Origin of the sequence: Desulfosarcina sp., from assembly GCF_041551955.1 — a bacterium.
In the GTDB taxonomy this organism is placed as follows: domain Bacteria; phylum Desulfobacterota; class Desulfobacteria; order Desulfobacterales; family Desulfosarcinaceae; genus Desulfosarcina.
Map to the genome: position 1 here is coordinate 1 of NZ_JBFELV010000064.1, position 17450 is coordinate 17450.

The window sequence follows — 17450 nt, forward strand, 5'->3', positions numbered from 1 at the left end:
AGGCAGTCACCGCCGGGTCGGGGAGCCATCTCCAGCAATACCATCCTTCCGTGATGCAGGATAAAGTCAAGCATGCAGACGGCCCGCTGAATTCCCAGTGCCTTGGCACTGCGGAACAGGGTCCACTCCAATTTTCCGGCATCGATTGCTTCGGGCCAGACGTCCGGCAGGACGTAGGCCTTTGCCGTTCCGAAAGGATCCTGGGAGAAGAGAACTTTGCGGGCCAGCCGGATCAGGGTTACGCGATCGTCTTCCAGAATGAAATCGCAACTGTATTCTTCACCGCCGACATAGGCCTCTGCCAGAATGTCGACGCCAGTCGCGCAGAAGGGTTGGTAGAGGCGGTGGCTCCGGCGTTTCTCCAGCCCCTGGACGATACGTCGGTGATGACGCTTGCAATCCGCCTCGCTGTCGCACCTGAAAATCAGTTCGCTGCCGCTGCCGCTCAGGGGCTTCAAGACACACGGACCGCCGATATCCCGGAAAAATTCGACAGCCTCACCGGCCGATCCAATCCTGCGGACGTCGGGTGTATCCAGGTGATGGACCCGCCAGAGGATTTTGGAGCGGTGCTTGTCCCTGCAGTTGTTGATCGCCTGTACACTGGGGTAAGAAAGGGCGTAGGCGTCAGCCAGGCGGGCGGCCAGGGCCATGGATTCGCAATCATAGCAGGTTACGCCGGACAACCCCAATCGCCATCGGTCCAGGTGCCCCGCCAACGTCTCGAGCACCCGGGGTTCGTCGGCCAGGTCGCACAAGAGCTCTTCATCGGGCAATGGCGCCGGTTGATCTGCTTCGCGCCTTACCGAAGGATCGGTCAGAAAAAGCGCCTGTCCGGGGCGGCAGGTCCGGATCCATTCGATGTAGTCGGCGGTTGTGCCGACGACAAGGACTCTCCGGTCAGCCGGTGGCACAGATCAGGTCCGATGCAAAATCCGGAGTCCGGGCACCGTCGATGGCAATCAGTTTGGACATTTTGTAGAGCGGTCGGGGCGTCAGGTGGAACCGGTTCTTCCAGTTGAATTCACCGCAGAGGAAATCGACCTCGCGCAGCCGCTGGCGGCAGGCCCATTCCAGGTGGTGGAAATTGATCAGTTTGGCTACCCCGGGGAAATCGCCGCAGGTCCCTCCCGCCACCACCGTGTAGGTGCCGTTCCATACCGCACCGACGTCTACCGCGGCCAGTTCCCCACCGACGAGTGCGGCCGTCACGCGCAGCAAATGATTGCTGTGCAGCCATTTGACCAGGTCTTCAAAGGCGCTTAAAAAACGCGGGTCGCTGAAATAGGAATCTTCGCGGAAAGCCTTCAGATTCAGGCGAAACAGCTGGTCGACGTCGTTCAGGCAATCATAGCGGAAGGACACGCCCCGCGCATGGAGCCGATCGACCTCGCAGCGTATTTTTTTCCGTGATTTACCGGAGAATTGACCCATGTAGACGTTGAAATCGTAGCCATACTGAGGCGGTCGGAAAAGATAGCCGACTTCGTCCAGGGTGACCGATGCACCCGCCGGCAGATAACCACCCGGACACAGGTAACGAATCTGCGCCACATCGGGAACCGCCTCCCACAGGGCCTCGAAGGCTGGTTCATCGGCAGCGAGAACCCGGTTTTGCTCGATCCAGGTTTTGCCGTGCCACAATTCCCCCGGAAAATGACCGAAATACCGCTCCTCGGCGATCCAGCTGAGCGCCAGCAACCCGCAAAACACGCCCTGCCGTTGGGCGACAAGGAAATGCGGGGCATGCTGAAACTGTCTCTGGAAGGAGGCTCTCACCGGCCACAGATCAAATAAGCCCGTTTGAGGCCAGTGCCGCTGCCACAGTCGACGGATTTCTCCCAAATCGCTGCTGACGCCGACGTCAATCATGGAAGGCACTCCTGTATGAAATAGGTTCTAAATTACCGGGGTGCGGGCTCACTCGTCGGTATCGGGCCAGATGTCGTCTTTGCCCGTTTTTCGGCGATGCGAACGTTTGCCGGAACGCTTCTCCCTGTGGGCAGCCGCATTCTCATCTTCGTCGAACTCCCTGAACTTGGTCCGCTGCGAGCGCCTGGGTGGCAAGTCTTTCCCGTTGTCATAATGCTCGTCGTCGTCCTGCCTGTTGGTCACAACATCATCTCCTTCGCTCAGTGTTAGTTGGTGATTGTGTAAACCCTAAACCGCTTTTCAAAAAGCACGGAGTGTGCCACTGCATCCATTTTATTATAATTAATTGATTTGTTATCGTATATATACTTTTTGAACAATGATTAAAAGCCTCTTTCTCGCTCTTTTCGGCATATTATTTCTTTTTTTTGGTATTTACCGGTATTTTTTTTCTCTTTTTTGCCCGACTTCGGCCCACCGCTTTTCTCAAACCGGCGAATGAGGGTTTACAATTATTGTTTTTTAAATTAATTTAGCTGATTATGATTAACGATCATTCTATTTGGCCAGATATTAAAAAGTAATTTCGGTATTATTTTTCTTTTTTAGGGGCAGACGGGGTGATGACTCAGCGCATTCAGCATCCGCATGCCGTCAATATGGAGAGACCAACATGCTTATCCGAGTGGGGTTGGCCATCAAGGACGCCCGCCTGCAAAGTTATCTGGCAAAGCAGCTGTCGGACCCCGATGTCCGGGTCGAGGTTTTCGGTCCACCCCGTTCGGTATGGCAGCGCGCCCTGCACAGCGGGATCGACGTCGTCGTCATCAGCGAAGCCTTCGTTCTTCGCCCGGTCGACAACGGCATCGCCATTCTCAACGAACTGCCGGAAAGCCCCACCACGATCATTATTCACGGTGGCGCCTCCTTGGAAGAACATGCCCGGCTGGCCGCGGCCGGAGCCGATGTCGTGCTCTACTCTGGCTTGTCGAAAACCCGCATCTACGAGGCGATTGATTCGGCACTGGAATCCCGGCGCCAGTTCATCCAACGCAAACGCTTTGACCGACGGGGCAGCGTGGAGCCAAAAATTTCGGATTTTCTCATGGAAAGCCCAGCCATGCAGGTCTTCATGGAAGAGGTCAATCAGGTCATCCCCAGCGACTCCCCCATCCTGCTGACCGGTGAAACCGGCGTGGGCAAAGAACATCTGGCAAAAGCCATTCACGCGCATGGCCCGCGTTCGGTCGGCCCCTTTATATCGATCAACATGGCGGCCATGCCTGAGAACCTGCTCGAAAGCGAACTCTTCGGCCATGAACAAGGCGCGTTCACCGGCGCTGTCCGCTATCGCCGCGGGGCCTTTGAGCTGGCCCACGGCGGGACCATCTTTTTAGATGAAATCGGAGAGATGCCCCTTCACCTTCAGACCAAACTGCTTCGCGTGCTGCAGGATTATGAAGTCAAACCCCTGGGTGGAGAGAACATCATCGAGTTGGATGTACGGGTGATCGCCGCCACCAACCGGGATCTGGAAGCGGCGGTCTCCCAGGGGGCCTTCAGGCAGGACCTTTACTACCGTCTGAGCGTGTTGACGCTCACGATACCGCCCTTGCGCCATCGCAAGGAAGACATCCCCACGATGGTGCGGCGCTTTACGACCCTGTTTCGCTATAAGATCGGCAGAGAAATCAGGGGTTTTTCCGAACGGGCCCTGAACGCCATGTGCAGCTATGACTGGCCGGGCAACGTTCGCGAGTTGATGAATGTCATCGAGCGGGCCATGCTGTTATGCCACAGCCAGGAGATCGGCATGGCCGAGCTGCCCAATGTCTTCCATGGCGATGCCGTCGACGACGGAAAATTAACACCCGAAATACTGCTGGGAACGGATAACCTGCTTAGCAAAACCCTTCCCGAAGTCCAGCGGGCGGTCATGGACCAGGTGGAACGGCTCTACCTCGAACGCGCCCTATCCAAAACAGGGGGCCGAATCAACGAGGCGGCCCAGATCGCCGGCATCCATGCCCGCGGCCTATACAACAAAATGAAGCACCTCGGATTGCGAAAAGAGGATTTCAAACCATGAGCCCGGGCCCGGTTGGTTCAGACCATCGTTGGGGATTACACACCCGCTCCGGATTTCTGCAAACGGCGAAGGCAGCTACGCCGTCAAAAGACCGGCAAATGACGTGGCGATGACGTTTAGATCGCCCGACCGATCTCCTCGGCCTCGCTCTGGGCCAGCATGAGATTTCGCGGTGATTTGGCGTCTCCGATGACGTAAACATCAATTTTTCGCCGATCCAGGATCGGCCTGGCGTCGCGCACCGGGGTCATGGCTTCGGCCACCACCACGGTATCGTATCCCGCCAGGGTAACGGGCTGGCCGGCGGTGGTAAAGACCACGCCGTCATCGGTGAATGCCTTGACAGCAACCTGCTTGAACAGGTGGACGGCGTCGCGTTTGAGCCGCTCTCTGAGGTAAAACCGGTCGTTGCTGGACATCTCCTCGGCAAAATGGCGCTTCCGATTGAGAACCGCCACCTCCCTGCCCTTCTCCGCCAGGAAGTCGGCCGTCACCAGTCCGGCCTGACCGCCGCCAAGGATGATCACCCGGTCGCCGGTAATCTTTCCCTCCAGGACTTCGTTGACCGTGCACAGATCCATCCCAGTGGTGAAAAGCCCTTTGATGATGGGCATGTCCGGCAGGCTGCCCGAAGCCAGGATGACCGCATCCGGGTCGACATCGTCCAACAGCGCCTCATCCAGCCGGGTGTTGAGCCGCAGGGCCACACCCAATCGTTCTATTTCACAGGTGAGAAAGGCGATCACGTCCATGATCTCGCCCCGGCCGGGCGGGATCGCGGCGAGCCGCAAAAGGCCACCGACCCTGCCCTTCTCCTCGACGATGGTCACCCGGTGGCCGCGGATAGCCGCCATGCGGGCTGCCGCCATGCCCGCGGGCCCGGCGCCCACCACCAACACCGATTTCAGCACAGGCGCGTTTTGTTCTTCGCCCATCAAGTATTCGCGTCCCACATCGGGATTGACCACACAGGAACCGGGCTCCAGGGCCAGCACCGCATGAATGCAGCCTAAACAGCATCCGATACACGGGCGGATAGCGTTCAGATTGCCGGCACGGGCTTTTTCCGGCAGCATCGGATCGGCGATCAGGGCGCGTCCCATGGCCACCACGTCGGCCCGGCCCTCTTTGAGGATGCGGTCGGCCAGTTCCGGGCTCTTGATCCGGCCCACCCCCACCACGGGAATCGTCACCACCTGCTTGACGGCTTCGGCCAGACCGACGAAACAGGCGTGTTCCACATACATGGAGGGGATGGTCAACTGGGTGGAGCCATAGACCCCGGCTGACACATGCAGGTAGTCGGCCCCATTTTCTTCCAGGACCGGTGCCAGGCGCAGGGCATCGCCCAGCGTCCAGCCGCCCTCGATGTAATCTTCGCCGTTGATGCGCAGCCCCACGGGAAAATCAACACCAGCCTTGGCCTTGATGTCGGCCAGCAGCTCCAGAAAAAAACGGGTTCGATTTTCAAAGCTGCCGCCATATTCGTCTTGCCGATGATTGGCGTTGGGGGATAAAAACTGGTTGATCAGATAACCGTGAGCCCCGTGGACCTCGACGAAATCGAAACCGGCATCCCGGCATCGCCGGGCGGCATCGCCAAAAGACGCCACGAGTTCACCAATCTCTTGGATGGTCAATTCCTTGGGAATCCCTTTCACCACCGCCGGCGCAGGAATGGGTGACGGCGCCACCTTGCGGTCGTGGTACGATTGACGGCCGCCGTGCATCAACTGAACGCCGAAGCAGACGTCAAAGGGTTTCACCGTATCGACCATCTTTTTTAGCGCGGGAATGCATGCGTCATCCCACAGAGCGGGCAGTCCGGGCAGTTCCAGGCCCGTGGGGTGGACACCGCCGCCGCCCACAAGGATCATGCCCACGCCGCCTTTGGCCCGTTCCGCCAGGTAACCGGTCAACTGGTCGGTGACATGGCCGTTTTCATCCACACCGAAGTTGATGCTCATGGCGGACATGAGCAGGCGGTTCTTGGCCGTCATACGGCCGATCTGGATCGGGGAAAAGAGATGCTTCAGGATGGTCATGGAGTCCTCCGGGAAAGGGTGGTCGCTTAAAAAGAAAAACCGGCCGGTCTTATAACTGGAACGTGGGTAACCACCTTTCGGCGGAGCCCGTCAATCGGCTCCCCATTCGGCAATGGCGTCCGAAGCCAGCACCCGGTTGCCGGACGCGTCCGCTGCCGCAATCCCCACCACCGCAGCGGCAACGGTGCGGGCATGCACGGGCCGGTAACGTTTAGGGATGGCGAAAGCCAACCATCGACCCAGAACCTGCCCGACCGCTTCACCGGGACGGAACTCCCGGCGATCCCCAAGCAGCAGTGATGGCCTGAAAATACTGACACAGGTGAATCCCAGCCCAAGGATCGCCGCTTCCAGGTCGCCTTTGACCCGATTGTAAAATACAGGCGAATCCGCATCCGCGCCCATGGCAGAAACAAGCAGAAAGTGCCTGCAGCCGGCGTTTAAAGCGGCCCGGGCGATCATCAGGGGATACGCATAGTCCACCTGTCGGAACGCCTCCCGGCTGCCGGCCTTCTTAATGGTGGTGCCCAGCGCACAGATGGTCTGGTCGGCAGCCACCTGATCCAGCCACTGGTCAGGACGCCCGAAATCAACAATCCGGGTGTCGAGCTTGGAAAAGGCCTCGGCACCCGTGATGGCTGAACGGGTCAACGCAATTACCCGGTCGTAGGTTTCATTTTCCAGCAGACGGTTGAGAATATGACCACCGACCAAGCCGGTGGCGCCCATCAGCAAAACGGTTTTCTTTTCCATAGCAGGGTGCTTCATTCAGTGTTCCATTCATTGGCGACGATCAGACAACAGGTATGCGTTGACCGCATCCCAATACACCGGCGATGTTTCGATGGAGTTGTGGTCGGTCCCCTCAACGGTGACGGCGGTTACCGGCCCGCCCCAGACCGACGCCAATTTCTTGGCAAACCGCACCGGCACCACCTGGTCGTTGGATGCGGTCAGAAAAAGAGCCGGTGTGGCGATGCCCGGTGCCAGGACCGCGGAATCGAAGCGATGTTTCAGCATCAACCCCACCGGAAAGATCGGATAGTGGGACTTGGCCACACTGACCAGGGAGTCGAACGGGGTGACCAGGATAACACCGCCCACCTTTCGTTTGGCCGCCACGTGCACCGCGACACCCGACCCCAGGCTGCGCCCCATAACCACGACATGGGCCGGGTCGATTCCTTCGGTCGACAATAGGTGATCGATGACGAACAATGCATCCGAAAGCAATGCCGTTTCAGACGGCTTGCCGTCGCTGCCGCCGTAGCCGCGGTAGTTCATGAACAGAAACGATTGGGCGCCGAAGCGCCCGAGATCGGCAAAGTTGAGACTTACATCCTCTGCGTTTCCCCCGTAATAGACCACCAGCGGATGGCCGGGACCGATCTCATTTTTGAAAAACCAGCCGGTCAGGGTGACATCAGCGTGGTGCAGGCGGATTTCGTTTTCGGCATAGCGGGACTGGTTCTGCGGTGCGGTCGGCTGGGGAAAAAAGATCATTCTGCCTTGTAGAAGGTAAAGCAGCAAGGTTGCCCCGACGAAGAGAACAACAAGGATTTTAACGCTTTCCAGAATCATTTTAATCATTGTCGATTTACAGGTTGCCTCTGAAATGGATCATTCGCCGCCGCGTTGAAAATCAGGCGCCAGCTAATGTCCAGGATCCAACACCGTTGAGGAAATCCAATACCCATGGCACAGGCGCACGCCGTCGTCGATCTTTTCCCGGGGGACGAGCAGTGAGATGCGAAACGACGTGGTGGTGACGCCGGCGACCGCGATGTCATGACCTTCCAAAAGGGCCAGGGCCTCGATCAGGGTGGCGTTGGTCCGGTTGAGCCCTTCGCCAATCAGCGACAGCGCCCCCAGGTGCGTATCGAATCCAACGGCATCGCCCAACTGTCCGGCCAGCGTCTCCCGGATCTCCCGCCAACCGTATACATCGGGGGAGGATACCACAAAGGAAACCCGCGATGCGCCAGAATCATCGGGCCCATCGGCGGCATGGATCTCCTTCACCGGCACCTGCTCCTGCTCCAAAAGACCCAATGCCCATTTGAAACCGGCCAATGCATGATCCCCGCCGATTCGAACCCGTGTGATCACCTCCTCGCTGACCACTGCCTGCACGCCGGCCAACCTGCCCGGCGGAAGTTTCCTCACCACCGTTTCCCGTCTTCGATCGAATGTGCTGCGCGCATAAATGGCGATCTGTTTTTCCTTGGCGAACTGAACCGCCTGGGCGTTAAGCACCTTGGCGCCGGCGGCGCTCATCTCCTGCATCACCGGATAGGAGACTTCCGGCAGGTGACGGGCATCGGCCACCGTGGACGGGTCGGCGGAGTATACCCCGTCCACGTCCGAGTAAATTTCACAGCGGTCGGCATCGATAGCGGCGGCGAGGGCCACCGCTGTGGTGTCCGATCCGCCGCGCCCCAGGGTGGTAATGTCCCTTTTGTAGCTCACCCCCTGAAACCCACCCACCACCACGACCCTGCCTTCGGCCAGTTCATCCATCACCCGAAAGGGACGCACCTCGATGACCTGGGCATCATTGTGGCGATGGTTGGTGATGATGCCGCACTGGGATCCGGTCAGAGAAATCGACTGCACACCCAGTTCGTTCAGGGCGATGCACAGCAAAGACATGGTGATCCGTTCGCCCGTGCTCAGCAGCATGTCCATCTCGCGTCTAGATGGTTTGGGTGACATGCTGCGGGCCATCTCCACCAGCTGGTTCGTGGTTTTGCCCATGGCGGAGACCACGGCGGCCACGTCCGTGCCCTGTTTTTTAACTTGGGCAATCATCCGGGCCACCGTCCTGATCTTGTCCACATCGGACAGGCTGCTGCCGCCGAATTTTTGCACGATACAGGTCACGGCTATCCTCTTTTTCATGAAATCGCAAGGCATACTGGCTTCAGGGAGCCGGTCTCAAAATGCTGCAGTTCGGTCAAGATCAAGGCGGGCGATGATTTCAACCGGAGGCAACCGTGGTGGTTGTCGAGGATTGAAATGGGAGCCCAACACAGATATTGACCGAAATGGGGCGTTTTGAGATTGGCTCCAGTCTAAAACAGGTATTTAATCAGTATAAAACTGCCCACCAGCAATACCGTGAAGGTCACGGCCAGCAAATTGAAATAGCGGTCGATAAAGCGCTGGATGCGTGGACCGAACAGGTAGATCAACCCGCCCACAAGGAAAAACCGGGCCGATCGGGATGCCATGGAGGCCAGAACAAATACCGTGAAATTGATTTTGAACATGCCGGCGGCAATCGTGAACACCTTATAAGGAATGGGGGTGAACCCGGCGATGCCCACCGCCCAGGCGTCGTATGTGTTGTAGAGGGTTTCGATATAGGCCACCTTGTCCGTCAAACCGTAAAAGTCAACGATACGGCTGCCCACCGAAGCCATGAATTGCCAGCCGATCAAGTATCCCAGGCACCCCCCTAAAATGGATCCGATGGAGCAGACCAAGGCGTATTTGAATGACTTGTCCGGCCTGGCCACGCACATGGCGATGAGCAGAACGTCCGGCGGAATGGGAAAAAACGAGGATTCGGCGAAAGCCAGCAGAAACAATGCGCAGACACCGTATGGGGTGGCGGCCCAGTGAAGTACCCAGTCGTAAAGACGCCTGAGCATTTACTGCTCTCTCCAGCCGTGTTCGCCAACCAGTTTGACAAATCGGCACCCGCCCAGATTGGACTGGTGGAGGCCCTCTTCGTCACGAACCAGTTTGATGAGATCCTGGCTGTGGCGATCCCCTACCGGAATCACCATCCGGCCGCCCACGGCCAGCTGATTGACCAGCACCATGGGAATCTCCGGCGCACCGGCAGTGACCACGATGGCATCAAAGGGGCTGTGCTCCTTCCAGCCGGTGGTACCGTCCGAATAGCGGGTGACGATGTTGTGATAGCGCAGCTGGTCGAACAGCTTTCGGGTTCGTGTATACAGCGAGTAGATGCGTTCTACCGTGTAGACCCGAAAGGCGATCTGAGCCAAAATGGCCGCCTGGTAGCCGGAACCGGTGCCGATCTCCAAGACCCGGTCCTCCGGGGCAATCTGGAGCGCCTGGGTCATTTCCGCGACGATGTAGGGCTGGGAAATGGTCTGCTGCTCACCGATGGGTAGGGGAAAGTCGCCGTAGGCCTGATCCATCATGGCTTCGCTGACAAACAGATGGCGGGGGACGGTCCGCATGGCCGACACTACGCGCGGATCGCTGATCCCACGGGCGATGATCTGTTTGGTGACCATTTCATTTCTCAGACGCTGGTATTTCATTGACATGTTTCTCCCAGCACGTGTTTATCAATTAAGGCAAGTCAGGTCAAGAAGTTAGAACCCCGAACCCAACTAAAAAAGCGCCCCGTAGCAGGAGGCGCTTTCAATAATCCACGCAATGGGTCGATGCGCTATATCTTATAGATCACCCGCTTTTCCGTGATGATGATATCGACATGTTTGTCGTGGGATTCCATGGGCACCTGGGGAATCAGCTGCCCCTCGAACACCAGGCCCACCTTGCGGGTGGTCATAGGCAGATCGGGGATGACCCGGTCGTAGTATCCGTCACCGGAACCAATCCGCCCCCCTTTTTCATCCATGGCGATTCCGGGAACAATGGCGATATCGATTGAGTCCAGCGGAACCGATTTGCATCTGGCCGGGTTCGGTTCGAGAATTCCCCGCGGGCCGACGACAAGATCCTTGTCCGGGTTGTCCACTTTCATCAGGTTCATTTTGAATTTCGCCGTGTCGAAGGCGGGAAGCACCACGATTTTGTTGAAATCATACGTCCGCTTGATAATGGCATCCGTGGCCACTTCGTTTTCGGTGTTCACATAGAGCATGACAATCTTGGATTCGAGAAAGTTGGCGAACTCAAACAAGCGGTTTTCGATAACCCGGGTGTTTGCTTCGAGCACTTCGCTGGCAAGTGAATTGAAGAAAGTCGATATTCCATTTCTGATTTCCTGCTTTTTTTCCCGGACTTCATCCATTGAGGTCTCCATCTTTGTATTTTTGTATCTGATCGCAAATTCTCGCCTTGAACCGCTGCCCTCTTGCCGCGACAAGAATACGCGGAGAGTGGTCGCCATACCGACAACAACCTATTTTTCCGGCCACGCGTACGCATGCCGGCAAGCAGCCGGAGATGTGCGCGTTACCACGGTTCAACCGGCAATCATCGTTGACTAATTGGACCACTTGGGATAAACTTTCGATTGATTTTGCTTCGGTGTTCGCCGATGTCATCGGTTTACCGTTCACCGCCCCCATAACGAGCTGTCACCGCCACCTGAGACTCGAAGCATGGCCTCGTTTACGACCAATTTTGGATTATAAGGATGAATATGCTGGAAATCAAGCTCGTCAGAGAAAATTTGGAACGGGTCAAAACGGCCATGCAGAACCGAGGGACGGCCTTTGATTGGGAGGGCTTTCAAGCCCATGACACCCGGCGAAAAACCATCCTTTTCGAATTGGAAGAACTTCGCCGCCAGCGGAACCGTGTGTCTGACGAGGTCGCCCGGATGAAACGCGACGGAGAGAATGCCGACGCCATCATCGACCAAATGCGGGATGTGTCCACCACCATCAAGAACCTGGAAAAAGATCTGGGAGAAGGTGAATCGGCCATTGACGAGATGATCATGGCTTTGCCCAACATCCCCCACGCAAGCGTGCCTGTGGGCAAAAACGAAACGGAAAACCCCGAGGTAAAAAGGGTGGGTGAGCCTGCTTCTTTTTCCTATGCGCCCCTGCCCCATTGGACCATCGGGGAGAACCTGGGAGTCCTGGATTTCACCCGCGCCGCAAAAATCGCCGGTGCACGCTTCCCCCTCTACCTGGGTGCGGGAGCCCGCCTGGAGCGCGCCCTGATCAATTTCATGCTGGATCTACACACCACCGAACACGGATACAAAGAGGTCCTGCCGCCATTTATCGTCAACCGGAAAAGCATGACCGGCACCGGGCAGCTGCCCAAGTTCGAGGCGGACCTGTTCAAGCTCGACGGGTTGGACTATTTTCTCATCCCCACAGCGGAAGTTCCGGTCACCAACATCTACCAGGAAGAGATCCTGGACGCATCCCAGCTGCCGGTTTATTTTACCGCCTACACGCCTTGCTTCCGCTCCGAAGCCGGGTCCTACGGCAAGGATACGCGCGGATTGATCCGGCAGCACCAGTTCAACAAGGTGGAGCTGGTCAAATTCACCCGGCCGGAGACATCCTATGAGGAACTGGAGTCGCTCCTGGAAAACGCGGAAACCGTGCTTCGCCGCCTTGAACTGCCCTACCGGGTGATCACCCTGTGTACCGGAGACATCGGTTTTTCCGCAGCCAAAACCTATGACATCGAGGTGTGGATGCCAGCCCAGGGCGTCTATCGAGAGATATCCTCATGCAGCAACTTCGAGGATTTCCAGGCTCGGCGGGCCAACATTCGCTTCAAAGAAAAGGGCAAAAAAGGCACCCGGCTGGTCCATACCCTGAACGGCAGCGGGCTGGCCGTGGGCAGAACCCTGGCGGCTCTGTTGGAAAACTGTCAACAGGAGGACGGCACTGTCGTCATCCCGGATGCGCTCAGACCATACATGGGCGGAACGGAAATGATAACCACTTGAGACTCGATCAATTCCCGGAAGAGGTCCGGCCGAACCTGATCCCTGAACCCGGCGGAGAACTCGTGGACCGATGTCTGGGGTGCCGTGCCGAACACGGCATCGATTCCCTGCTGTACACCTGCCCGGACTGCGGCAGCGTGCTGCTCATCCATGACCGGCAGTTCGATCGGCTAAAGGCGATTGATGGAGAGCGTTGGCAGCGGATTTTAGACTACCGGCGCATGCTCAAGATCCCGGCAGTAAAGGGCATCTACCGCTACCACGAGTTCATCGGTCCCGTCATCCCTCTGAATTCGGTGATCTACCTGGGAGAGGGCCACACCCCTATGGTGGAGGCCAACGAGTTCCTCCAGGCCAAAGCAGGCATGCGTTTTTTCTTTAAGAACGACGGGCAGAACCCCAGCGCCTCCTTCAAGGACCGGGGAATGGCCAGCGCCCTGAGCTACATCAACTTTCTCATCCGGCAGGGGCTGGTCGACCAAGTACTCTCTATCTGTGCGTCAACCGGGGATACCAGCGCTGCCGCGGCGCTCTACGCCTCGTATCTCAATCCCCGCATCAAGTCGGCGGTCCTGCTGCCGCACAAGAAAGTAACCCCCCAGCAACTCTCCCAGCCGCTGGGCAGCGGGGCGGACGTCTTCGAAATGCCCGGTGTGTTCGACGATTGCATGAAGGTTGTCGAAGCCCTTTCCGAGCAGTACAACGTGGCCCTGCTCAACTCGAAAAATGCCTGGCGCATTTTGGGGCAGGAGTCCTATTCCTATGAAATCGCCCAGGACGTCGACTATGCCATGGCCGACAAAGCCGTGGTGGTGCCTATCGGAAATGCCGGCAACATCACCGCCGTGATGAATGGCTTTCTCAAGTTCCATGAGATCGGTATCATCGACGCCCTGCCAAAAATTGTGGGCGTCCAGTCCGTCCACGCCAACCCCGTTTTCCATTACTACAGCGAACCGGAAGCCGGTAAACGCCAATTCGTACCCATGACAGTCAAACCCAGCGTTGCCCAGGCCGCCATGATCGGCAACCCGGTCTCCATGCCCCGGGTGATCCATCTGGTGGATCGTTACAACCAGGTTGCCGGCCGTGCCCGGGTCTTTTTTGTGGAGGTGGCCGAACAGGACATCATGGATTGGCAACTCACGGCCAACCGCAACGGCCACATCGCCTGCACCCACGGCGGAGAGTCGCTGGCCGGGCTGGTGGTGGCCCTGAAAAAGGGTTTTCTGACTTCCGGCGAAACGGCCCTCGTGGATTCCACGGCCCACGCCCTCAAATTCTCCGGCTTCCAGGACATGTACTTTCAGAATCAGTTTCCGGAAGGATTTGCCGTTACACCGAACCCTGAACTGGTCAACCTGCCGCGCTATGTCCATCCGAAACACCTGAAGCAGGTGCCGGCACCGGGCAAACCGCTGGCCCCGGTGGCAATGGCCACCTTCGTTGAAGCCATCTCCCAGCAGATCGCTGCTGATCTTGGATTAAAGAAAAGGACTTAACCGGGTGCGGCCAGGGGCTCGATCCTCCGAGCCGACACCCCAACGACAAAGACAGGCAGACGGCCATGGCCATGAAACATGCGAACATTTTTCACCACCCCACCCTTCGTCGGATGTTTACGCCAGCGATGGCGTGCATCCTGCTGTTCCTGACCGTAGACACCTATGGCGCCATGCTCTATAAAAACTACGTGGTGCGCTATGATCGCGGCTGGGATATCCTCTGCGACCCCTACCAGGTCCAGCAGGGGGATTGGGTGCTCAAGATCTTCCGCCAGAAAGGGGAACTCGCTCACAACGATTTCAGGGAATTCCTGGGTATTTTCGAACGCCTCAACCCCCATGTGAAAGACATCGACAGGATCCGCCCCGGGCAGGTGGTTGACATCCCGCTGAAAAAACTGGCCCATGGCACCCTGCCGGGCCAATCCTCCGGTGTGGTCACTATCCCTGTGGTCTTGATCAACAGCCCCAAAGAGATGATCGAAAAGCACACCCGAACCTACACCGTCCAGCAGGGCGACACCGTTTCCACGCTGATTGCCAACCGATTCGGCGGCCGCTACGGCAACACCACCTACAGCCAGGGACTGAAGCTGTTCAAGGCCGCCAACCCACACATCAAGGACCTCGATCGGATTTACGCCGGGCAGAAAATCTACATGCCCGATCCTTCCATCAGGGAGCAAAGCTGGTACAGCGCCCTGTTCGATGAAGCCGGTGATCTGGTCGAACAGGTGACGGATGCCGAGAAAACCGAATCCGCAGAACCCCAACCACAACCCCAGGGCGCCGCTGCACCCGCTCCGGAGATGGCCACGGCGCCATCGGAGACCACCAGTACCGGTCCGGCTGCCGAAGCTGCATCGGCCATCGGGGGCCGCCTGCTGGACAAAGGGACCTATTTTTTCCCCATGAAGCAGGGCAAGGATTTCGAACTGGACCTGTCCCGCTACCCCATGATCGACCTCCAGAACGGGTCCAAGGTGATTCTGACAGCCCAGGACCGGGTGATGAATGTGGATCTGCCGCTGGTTCAATCATACTGGGATAACGTCAAGGCGGTGAAGGTATCCGAAAACGCCTCGTCCCAGGAGATTCTGGAGGCCATCTTTTCGGCCTTTTCCGAGGAAGCGTCCACCAACTACCTGGCCTTCGACGATGGGCCGGTAAACATCCGCGTCAGCGCCAAATGGATCCGCACCGAACTGTCGGCCGATGGCCGCATTCCCCGCCACTCTTGCATCACCCCCATCATGTCCGCCTCCGAGCGAACCAACGACACCATTGTGCGCTACCTGGACCGGAACGACATTCTCCTCAAGGAGATCCTTCCCGGAACCCCCGAGGCGACACGACGACCGATCAACTCGGCGGCAACGACAGAGATTGACAGCATCGACGGCACCAGCCAGAAGTCACTTATCGAGTCGTTTGCCGCCCTAATGGGATTTAACTACTCAACCAACACCAGCATCAGCTTCCCCTATGCCGGTATTCAGGTTCAGGCCCTGTCCAATCTGCTCTCTTTCGGAAATGGGAGAGAAATTCTCATCGATTTCGGAGACCTTTACGGTGATGCGGTGAACGCCATCAGGGGCACGGGGCTCGAGATCCTGCAAATCAATGTAGACGCCGGACCGGTGGAAATCATTCACCGCCTGATGGAAACCGCGGGCATGGCCTATACGGCATCCCCCGTTTTTTATGGTGCGAACCGGTCTGCTGAGTATAATACGGCCATTTCTGTCAACGGCATACTGATACCGGCTGACACCGGAGAGAATCGACTGATCACCGAGAAACAGATTCCGGAATCGATAGAACCTTTTTTCCGGGACCAGGGCATCCAGCTGGTCCGGGTCAAAGAGACTGACTGACAATAGACATATCCGAGTATTGTCTGAACGGAAGCATCAACCCGGACACGCAGGTAAAAAGGAGAAGGTCCATGGCACATTGGCGACCGGAGGCAACCCTTGCTTTGCTATTTGCCGTGCTGCTGGTTTCAGCATGCGTCACCACAGGTGTATCCCCCCAGGACAAGAAAAAAGCGACTGCCGCCATTAACCTGGGAGAGGCCTACATGGGCGGCGGAAATTACACGGCAGCCCTGGGAGAACTGCTCAAAGCCGAAAAGCTGAATCCAGACGATCCTATTCTGCATAACGATCTGGGTCTGGTATACATGGCCAAAGAGAAGGTTGATCTGGCCGTGGTGCATTTTGAAAAAGCGGTGCAGCTGAAACCCGACTACTCCCTGGCCAAGAACAACCTGGGCAGCGCCTACCTGGTTCGGAAAGAGTGGGACAAGGCCATCATCGTGCTGGAGGAGGTGACCGGAGACATGCTCTACGCAACGCCTCACTTCCCGTTGGCCAATCTGGGGTGGGCATTCTACAACAAAAAGAACTATGACAAGGCCCGCCAGTTTTTGAAAGAGGCGCTGGAGCTGCAGCCGGAGTTTTTCGTCGCCCAATTGAATCTGGGCAGAACCTACCTCGCCACCGGACAACTGCACGCCGCGCTGTCCATGTTCGAATCGGCTGCACGGCTCAACCCCAAAGACCCTGCCCTGCTATTGGAACTGGGAAGGACGTATCGCCTATTGGGAGACTACAACAATGCAAGAATGGCCTTGAAGGGGGCCATTGAATATACGGAAGATTCGAATCTGGTCGTCGAGGCCTCCGAGGAGCTGAGCAAAATCTACCAGTAACCACGCCGCTATTCATCTGCTCGCATCCCGCTCGTGGTTGGGTGATCTAGCGAGGGAAACGTTATGACCACAGGCAACCGCCAGACCGAACCGTTACCGTCCGATCCGCTGAAGCAAAAGATCGCGGAACTGACCCGCCGTCAAACCGAGTTGGATACGATCAACCAATCTCTCGTCGGCGAACGCGACACGCTAAAGAGAAAACTGACTGATTGCTCCCGTTTCATGCAAGCATCGACCACCGGATTGATTTCGCTGGACAAGTCCGGTCTCATCGACGGCGTCAGCTCACGCGCCGTCGACATGCTCGGCGCTGACAAATCCTACCTGCTGAAAAAGCCCATCAGCCTGTTCATCGCCCCAGAAGACCAAGCCGTTTTTTTCATCAACCGCAGCCGGATTTTCGCCGGGACCCTGAAAGCGCCCTTTGAACTCAAACTCAAGACTAAGCGCGGCGCCATATGGTCCGCCAGAGTGAATGCCCAACCGGTGGAGACACCCAAGCAGCATCTGCCTGGCATGCTCTTGGCCGTGGAAGACATCACCCCTTATCGACAGGCCCTGGAGGCTCTGC

The 17450-nt window shown here is 57.4% G+C and carries 16 protein-coding genes; 6 read left to right on the forward strand and 10 right to left on the reverse strand.

Annotated features, from left to right (window positions below; all coding sequences use genetic code 11):
- From ABYV26_RS07295 to ABYV26_RS07305, 3 genes are all read right to left on the reverse strand, one after another.
- The coding region (locus tag ABYV26_RS07295; protein WP_372679595.1) for an acetyl-CoA carboxylase biotin carboxylase subunit family protein at positions 1–914 on the reverse strand (914 nt) is incomplete at its 3' end.
- Positions 901–1872: a GNAT family N-acetyltransferase gene (locus ABYV26_RS07300; protein WP_372679597.1), complete on the reverse strand. Its 972-nt coding sequence runs from the start codon at positions 1870–1872 to the stop codon at positions 901–903. The genes ABYV26_RS07295 and ABYV26_RS07300, both read right to left, overlap by 14 nt.
- A gap of 48 nt (positions 1873–1920) precedes the next feature.
- On the reverse strand, positions 1921–2115 hold the full coding sequence (locus ABYV26_RS07305) for a hypothetical protein (protein ID WP_372679598.1): 195 nt from the start codon (positions 2113–2115) through the stop codon (positions 1921–1923).
- 430 nt (positions 2116–2545) lie between these two features.
- Here ABYV26_RS07305 and ABYV26_RS07310 point away from each other — a divergent pair, with 430 nt between their 5' ends.
- Entirely contained in the window at positions 2546–3961 is a 1416-nt protein-coding gene (locus ABYV26_RS07310; protein WP_372679600.1) for a sigma-54 interaction domain-containing protein, read from the forward strand.
- A gap of 116 nt (positions 3962–4077) precedes the next feature.
- On the opposite strand, the gene ABYV26_RS07315 is transcribed toward ABYV26_RS07310, so the two are convergent.
- The 7 genes from ABYV26_RS07315 to ABYV26_RS07345 form a co-directional block, all read right to left on the reverse strand.
- Complete coding sequence (locus tag ABYV26_RS07315; RefSeq protein ID WP_372679602.1) at positions 4078–6006, reverse strand: FAD-dependent oxidoreductase; 1929 nt, start codon at positions 6004–6006, stop codon at positions 4078–4080.
- A 90-nt stretch (positions 6007–6096) separates the two neighbouring features.
- On the reverse strand, positions 6097–6774 hold the full coding sequence (locus tag ABYV26_RS07320) for an NAD(P)H-binding protein (RefSeq protein WP_372679603.1): 678 nt from the start codon (positions 6772–6774) through the stop codon (positions 6097–6099).
- 12 nt (positions 6775–6786) lie between these two features.
- Complete coding sequence (locus ABYV26_RS07325; protein ID WP_372679605.1) at positions 6787–7596, reverse strand: alpha/beta hydrolase; 810 nt, start codon at positions 7594–7596, stop codon at positions 6787–6789.
- A 63-nt stretch (positions 7597–7659) separates the two neighbouring features.
- Complete coding sequence (locus ABYV26_RS07330) at positions 7660–8889, reverse strand: aspartate kinase (protein ID WP_372679607.1); 1230 nt, start codon at positions 8887–8889, stop codon at positions 7660–7662.
- 191 nt (positions 8890–9080) lie between these two features.
- Complete coding sequence (locus tag ABYV26_RS07335) at positions 9081–9662, reverse strand: YqaA family protein (RefSeq protein WP_372679608.1); 582 nt, start codon at positions 9660–9662, stop codon at positions 9081–9083.
- Positions 9663–10307 carry a protein-L-isoaspartate(D-aspartate) O-methyltransferase gene (locus ABYV26_RS07340; RefSeq protein ID WP_372679610.1) on the reverse strand — a complete coding sequence of 215 codons (645 nt, stop codon included), beginning with the start codon at positions 10305–10307 and terminating at the stop codon, positions 9663–9665.
- 131 nt (positions 10308–10438) lie between these two features.
- A complete protein-coding gene (locus ABYV26_RS07345) occupies positions 10439–11026 on the reverse strand; it encodes a 5-formyltetrahydrofolate cyclo-ligase (protein ID WP_372679612.1) in 588 nt (195 codons plus the stop codon).
- 354 nt (positions 11027–11380) lie between these two features.
- Between ABYV26_RS07345 and serS the strand changes: the two genes are divergently transcribed.
- The 5 genes from serS to ABYV26_RS07370 all read left to right on the forward strand — a co-directional run.
- Complete coding sequence (serS, locus tag ABYV26_RS07350; RefSeq protein ID WP_372679614.1) at positions 11381–12655, forward strand: serine--tRNA ligase; 1275 nt, start codon at positions 11381–11383, stop codon at positions 12653–12655.
- Positions 12652–14157, forward strand: coding sequence for a threonine synthase (gene thrC, locus ABYV26_RS07355; protein ID WP_372679616.1), 1506 nt, complete (start codon positions 12652–12654; stop codon positions 14155–14157). The genes serS and thrC overlap by 4 nt, the downstream gene beginning before the upstream one ends.
- Before the next feature lie 65 nt (positions 14158–14222).
- Positions 14223–16037, forward strand: a complete 1815-nt coding sequence (locus ABYV26_RS07360) for a LysM peptidoglycan-binding domain-containing protein (protein ID WP_372679618.1) — start codon at positions 14223–14225, stop codon at positions 16035–16037.
- A 71-nt stretch (positions 16038–16108) separates the two neighbouring features.
- Positions 16109–16876 carry a tetratricopeptide repeat protein gene (locus tag ABYV26_RS07365; protein ID WP_372679620.1) on the forward strand — a complete coding sequence of 256 codons (768 nt, stop codon included), beginning with the start codon at positions 16109–16111 and terminating at the stop codon, positions 16874–16876.
- Positions 16877–16939: 63 nt separating this feature from the next.
- Positions 16940–17450, forward strand: a 511-nt coding sequence (locus ABYV26_RS07370; protein WP_372679622.1) for a PAS domain S-box protein, incomplete at its 3' end; no start/stop codon positions are given.

Excerpts from the sequence above, each read along its gene's own strand:
- ABYV26_RS07300 (WP_372679597.1), bottom strand. The coding sequence starts at position 1,872 with ATGATTGACGTCGGCGTCAGCAGCGATTTGGGAGAAATCCGTCGACTG.
- ABYV26_RS07310 (WP_372679600.1), top strand. The coding sequence starts at position 2,546 with ATGCTTATCCGAGTGGGGTTGGCCATCAAGGACGCCCGCCTGCAAAGT.
- ABYV26_RS07315 (WP_372679602.1), bottom strand. The coding sequence starts at position 6,006 with ATGACCATCCTGAAGCATCTCTTTTCCCCGATCCAGATCGGCCGTATG.
- ABYV26_RS07320 (WP_372679603.1), bottom strand. The coding sequence starts at position 6,774 with ATGAAGCACCCTGCTATGGAAAAGAAAACCGTTTTGCTGATGGGCGCC.
- ABYV26_RS07325 (WP_372679605.1), bottom strand. The coding sequence starts at position 7,596 with ATGATTAAAATGATTCTGGAAAGCGTTAAAATCCTTGTTGTTCTCTTC.
- ABYV26_RS07335 (WP_372679608.1), bottom strand. The coding sequence starts at position 9,662 with ATGCTCAGGCGTCTTTACGACTGGGTACTTCACTGGGCCGCCACCCCA.
- ABYV26_RS07340 (WP_372679610.1), bottom strand. The coding sequence starts at position 10,307 with ATGAAATACCAGCGTCTGAGAAATGAAATGGTCACCAAACAGATCATC.
- ABYV26_RS07345 (WP_372679612.1), bottom strand. The coding sequence starts at position 11,026 with ATGGATGAAGTCCGGGAAAAAAAGCAGGAAATCAGAAATGGAATATCG.
- serS (WP_372679614.1), top strand. The coding sequence starts at position 11,381 with ATGCTGGAAATCAAGCTCGTCAGAGAAAATTTGGAACGGGTCAAAACG.
- ABYV26_RS07360 (WP_372679618.1), top strand. The coding sequence starts at position 14,223 with ATGGCCATGAAACATGCGAACATTTTTCACCACCCCACCCTTCGTCGG.
- ABYV26_RS07365 (WP_372679620.1), top strand. The coding sequence starts at position 16,109 with ATGGCACATTGGCGACCGGAGGCAACCCTTGCTTTGCTATTTGCCGTG.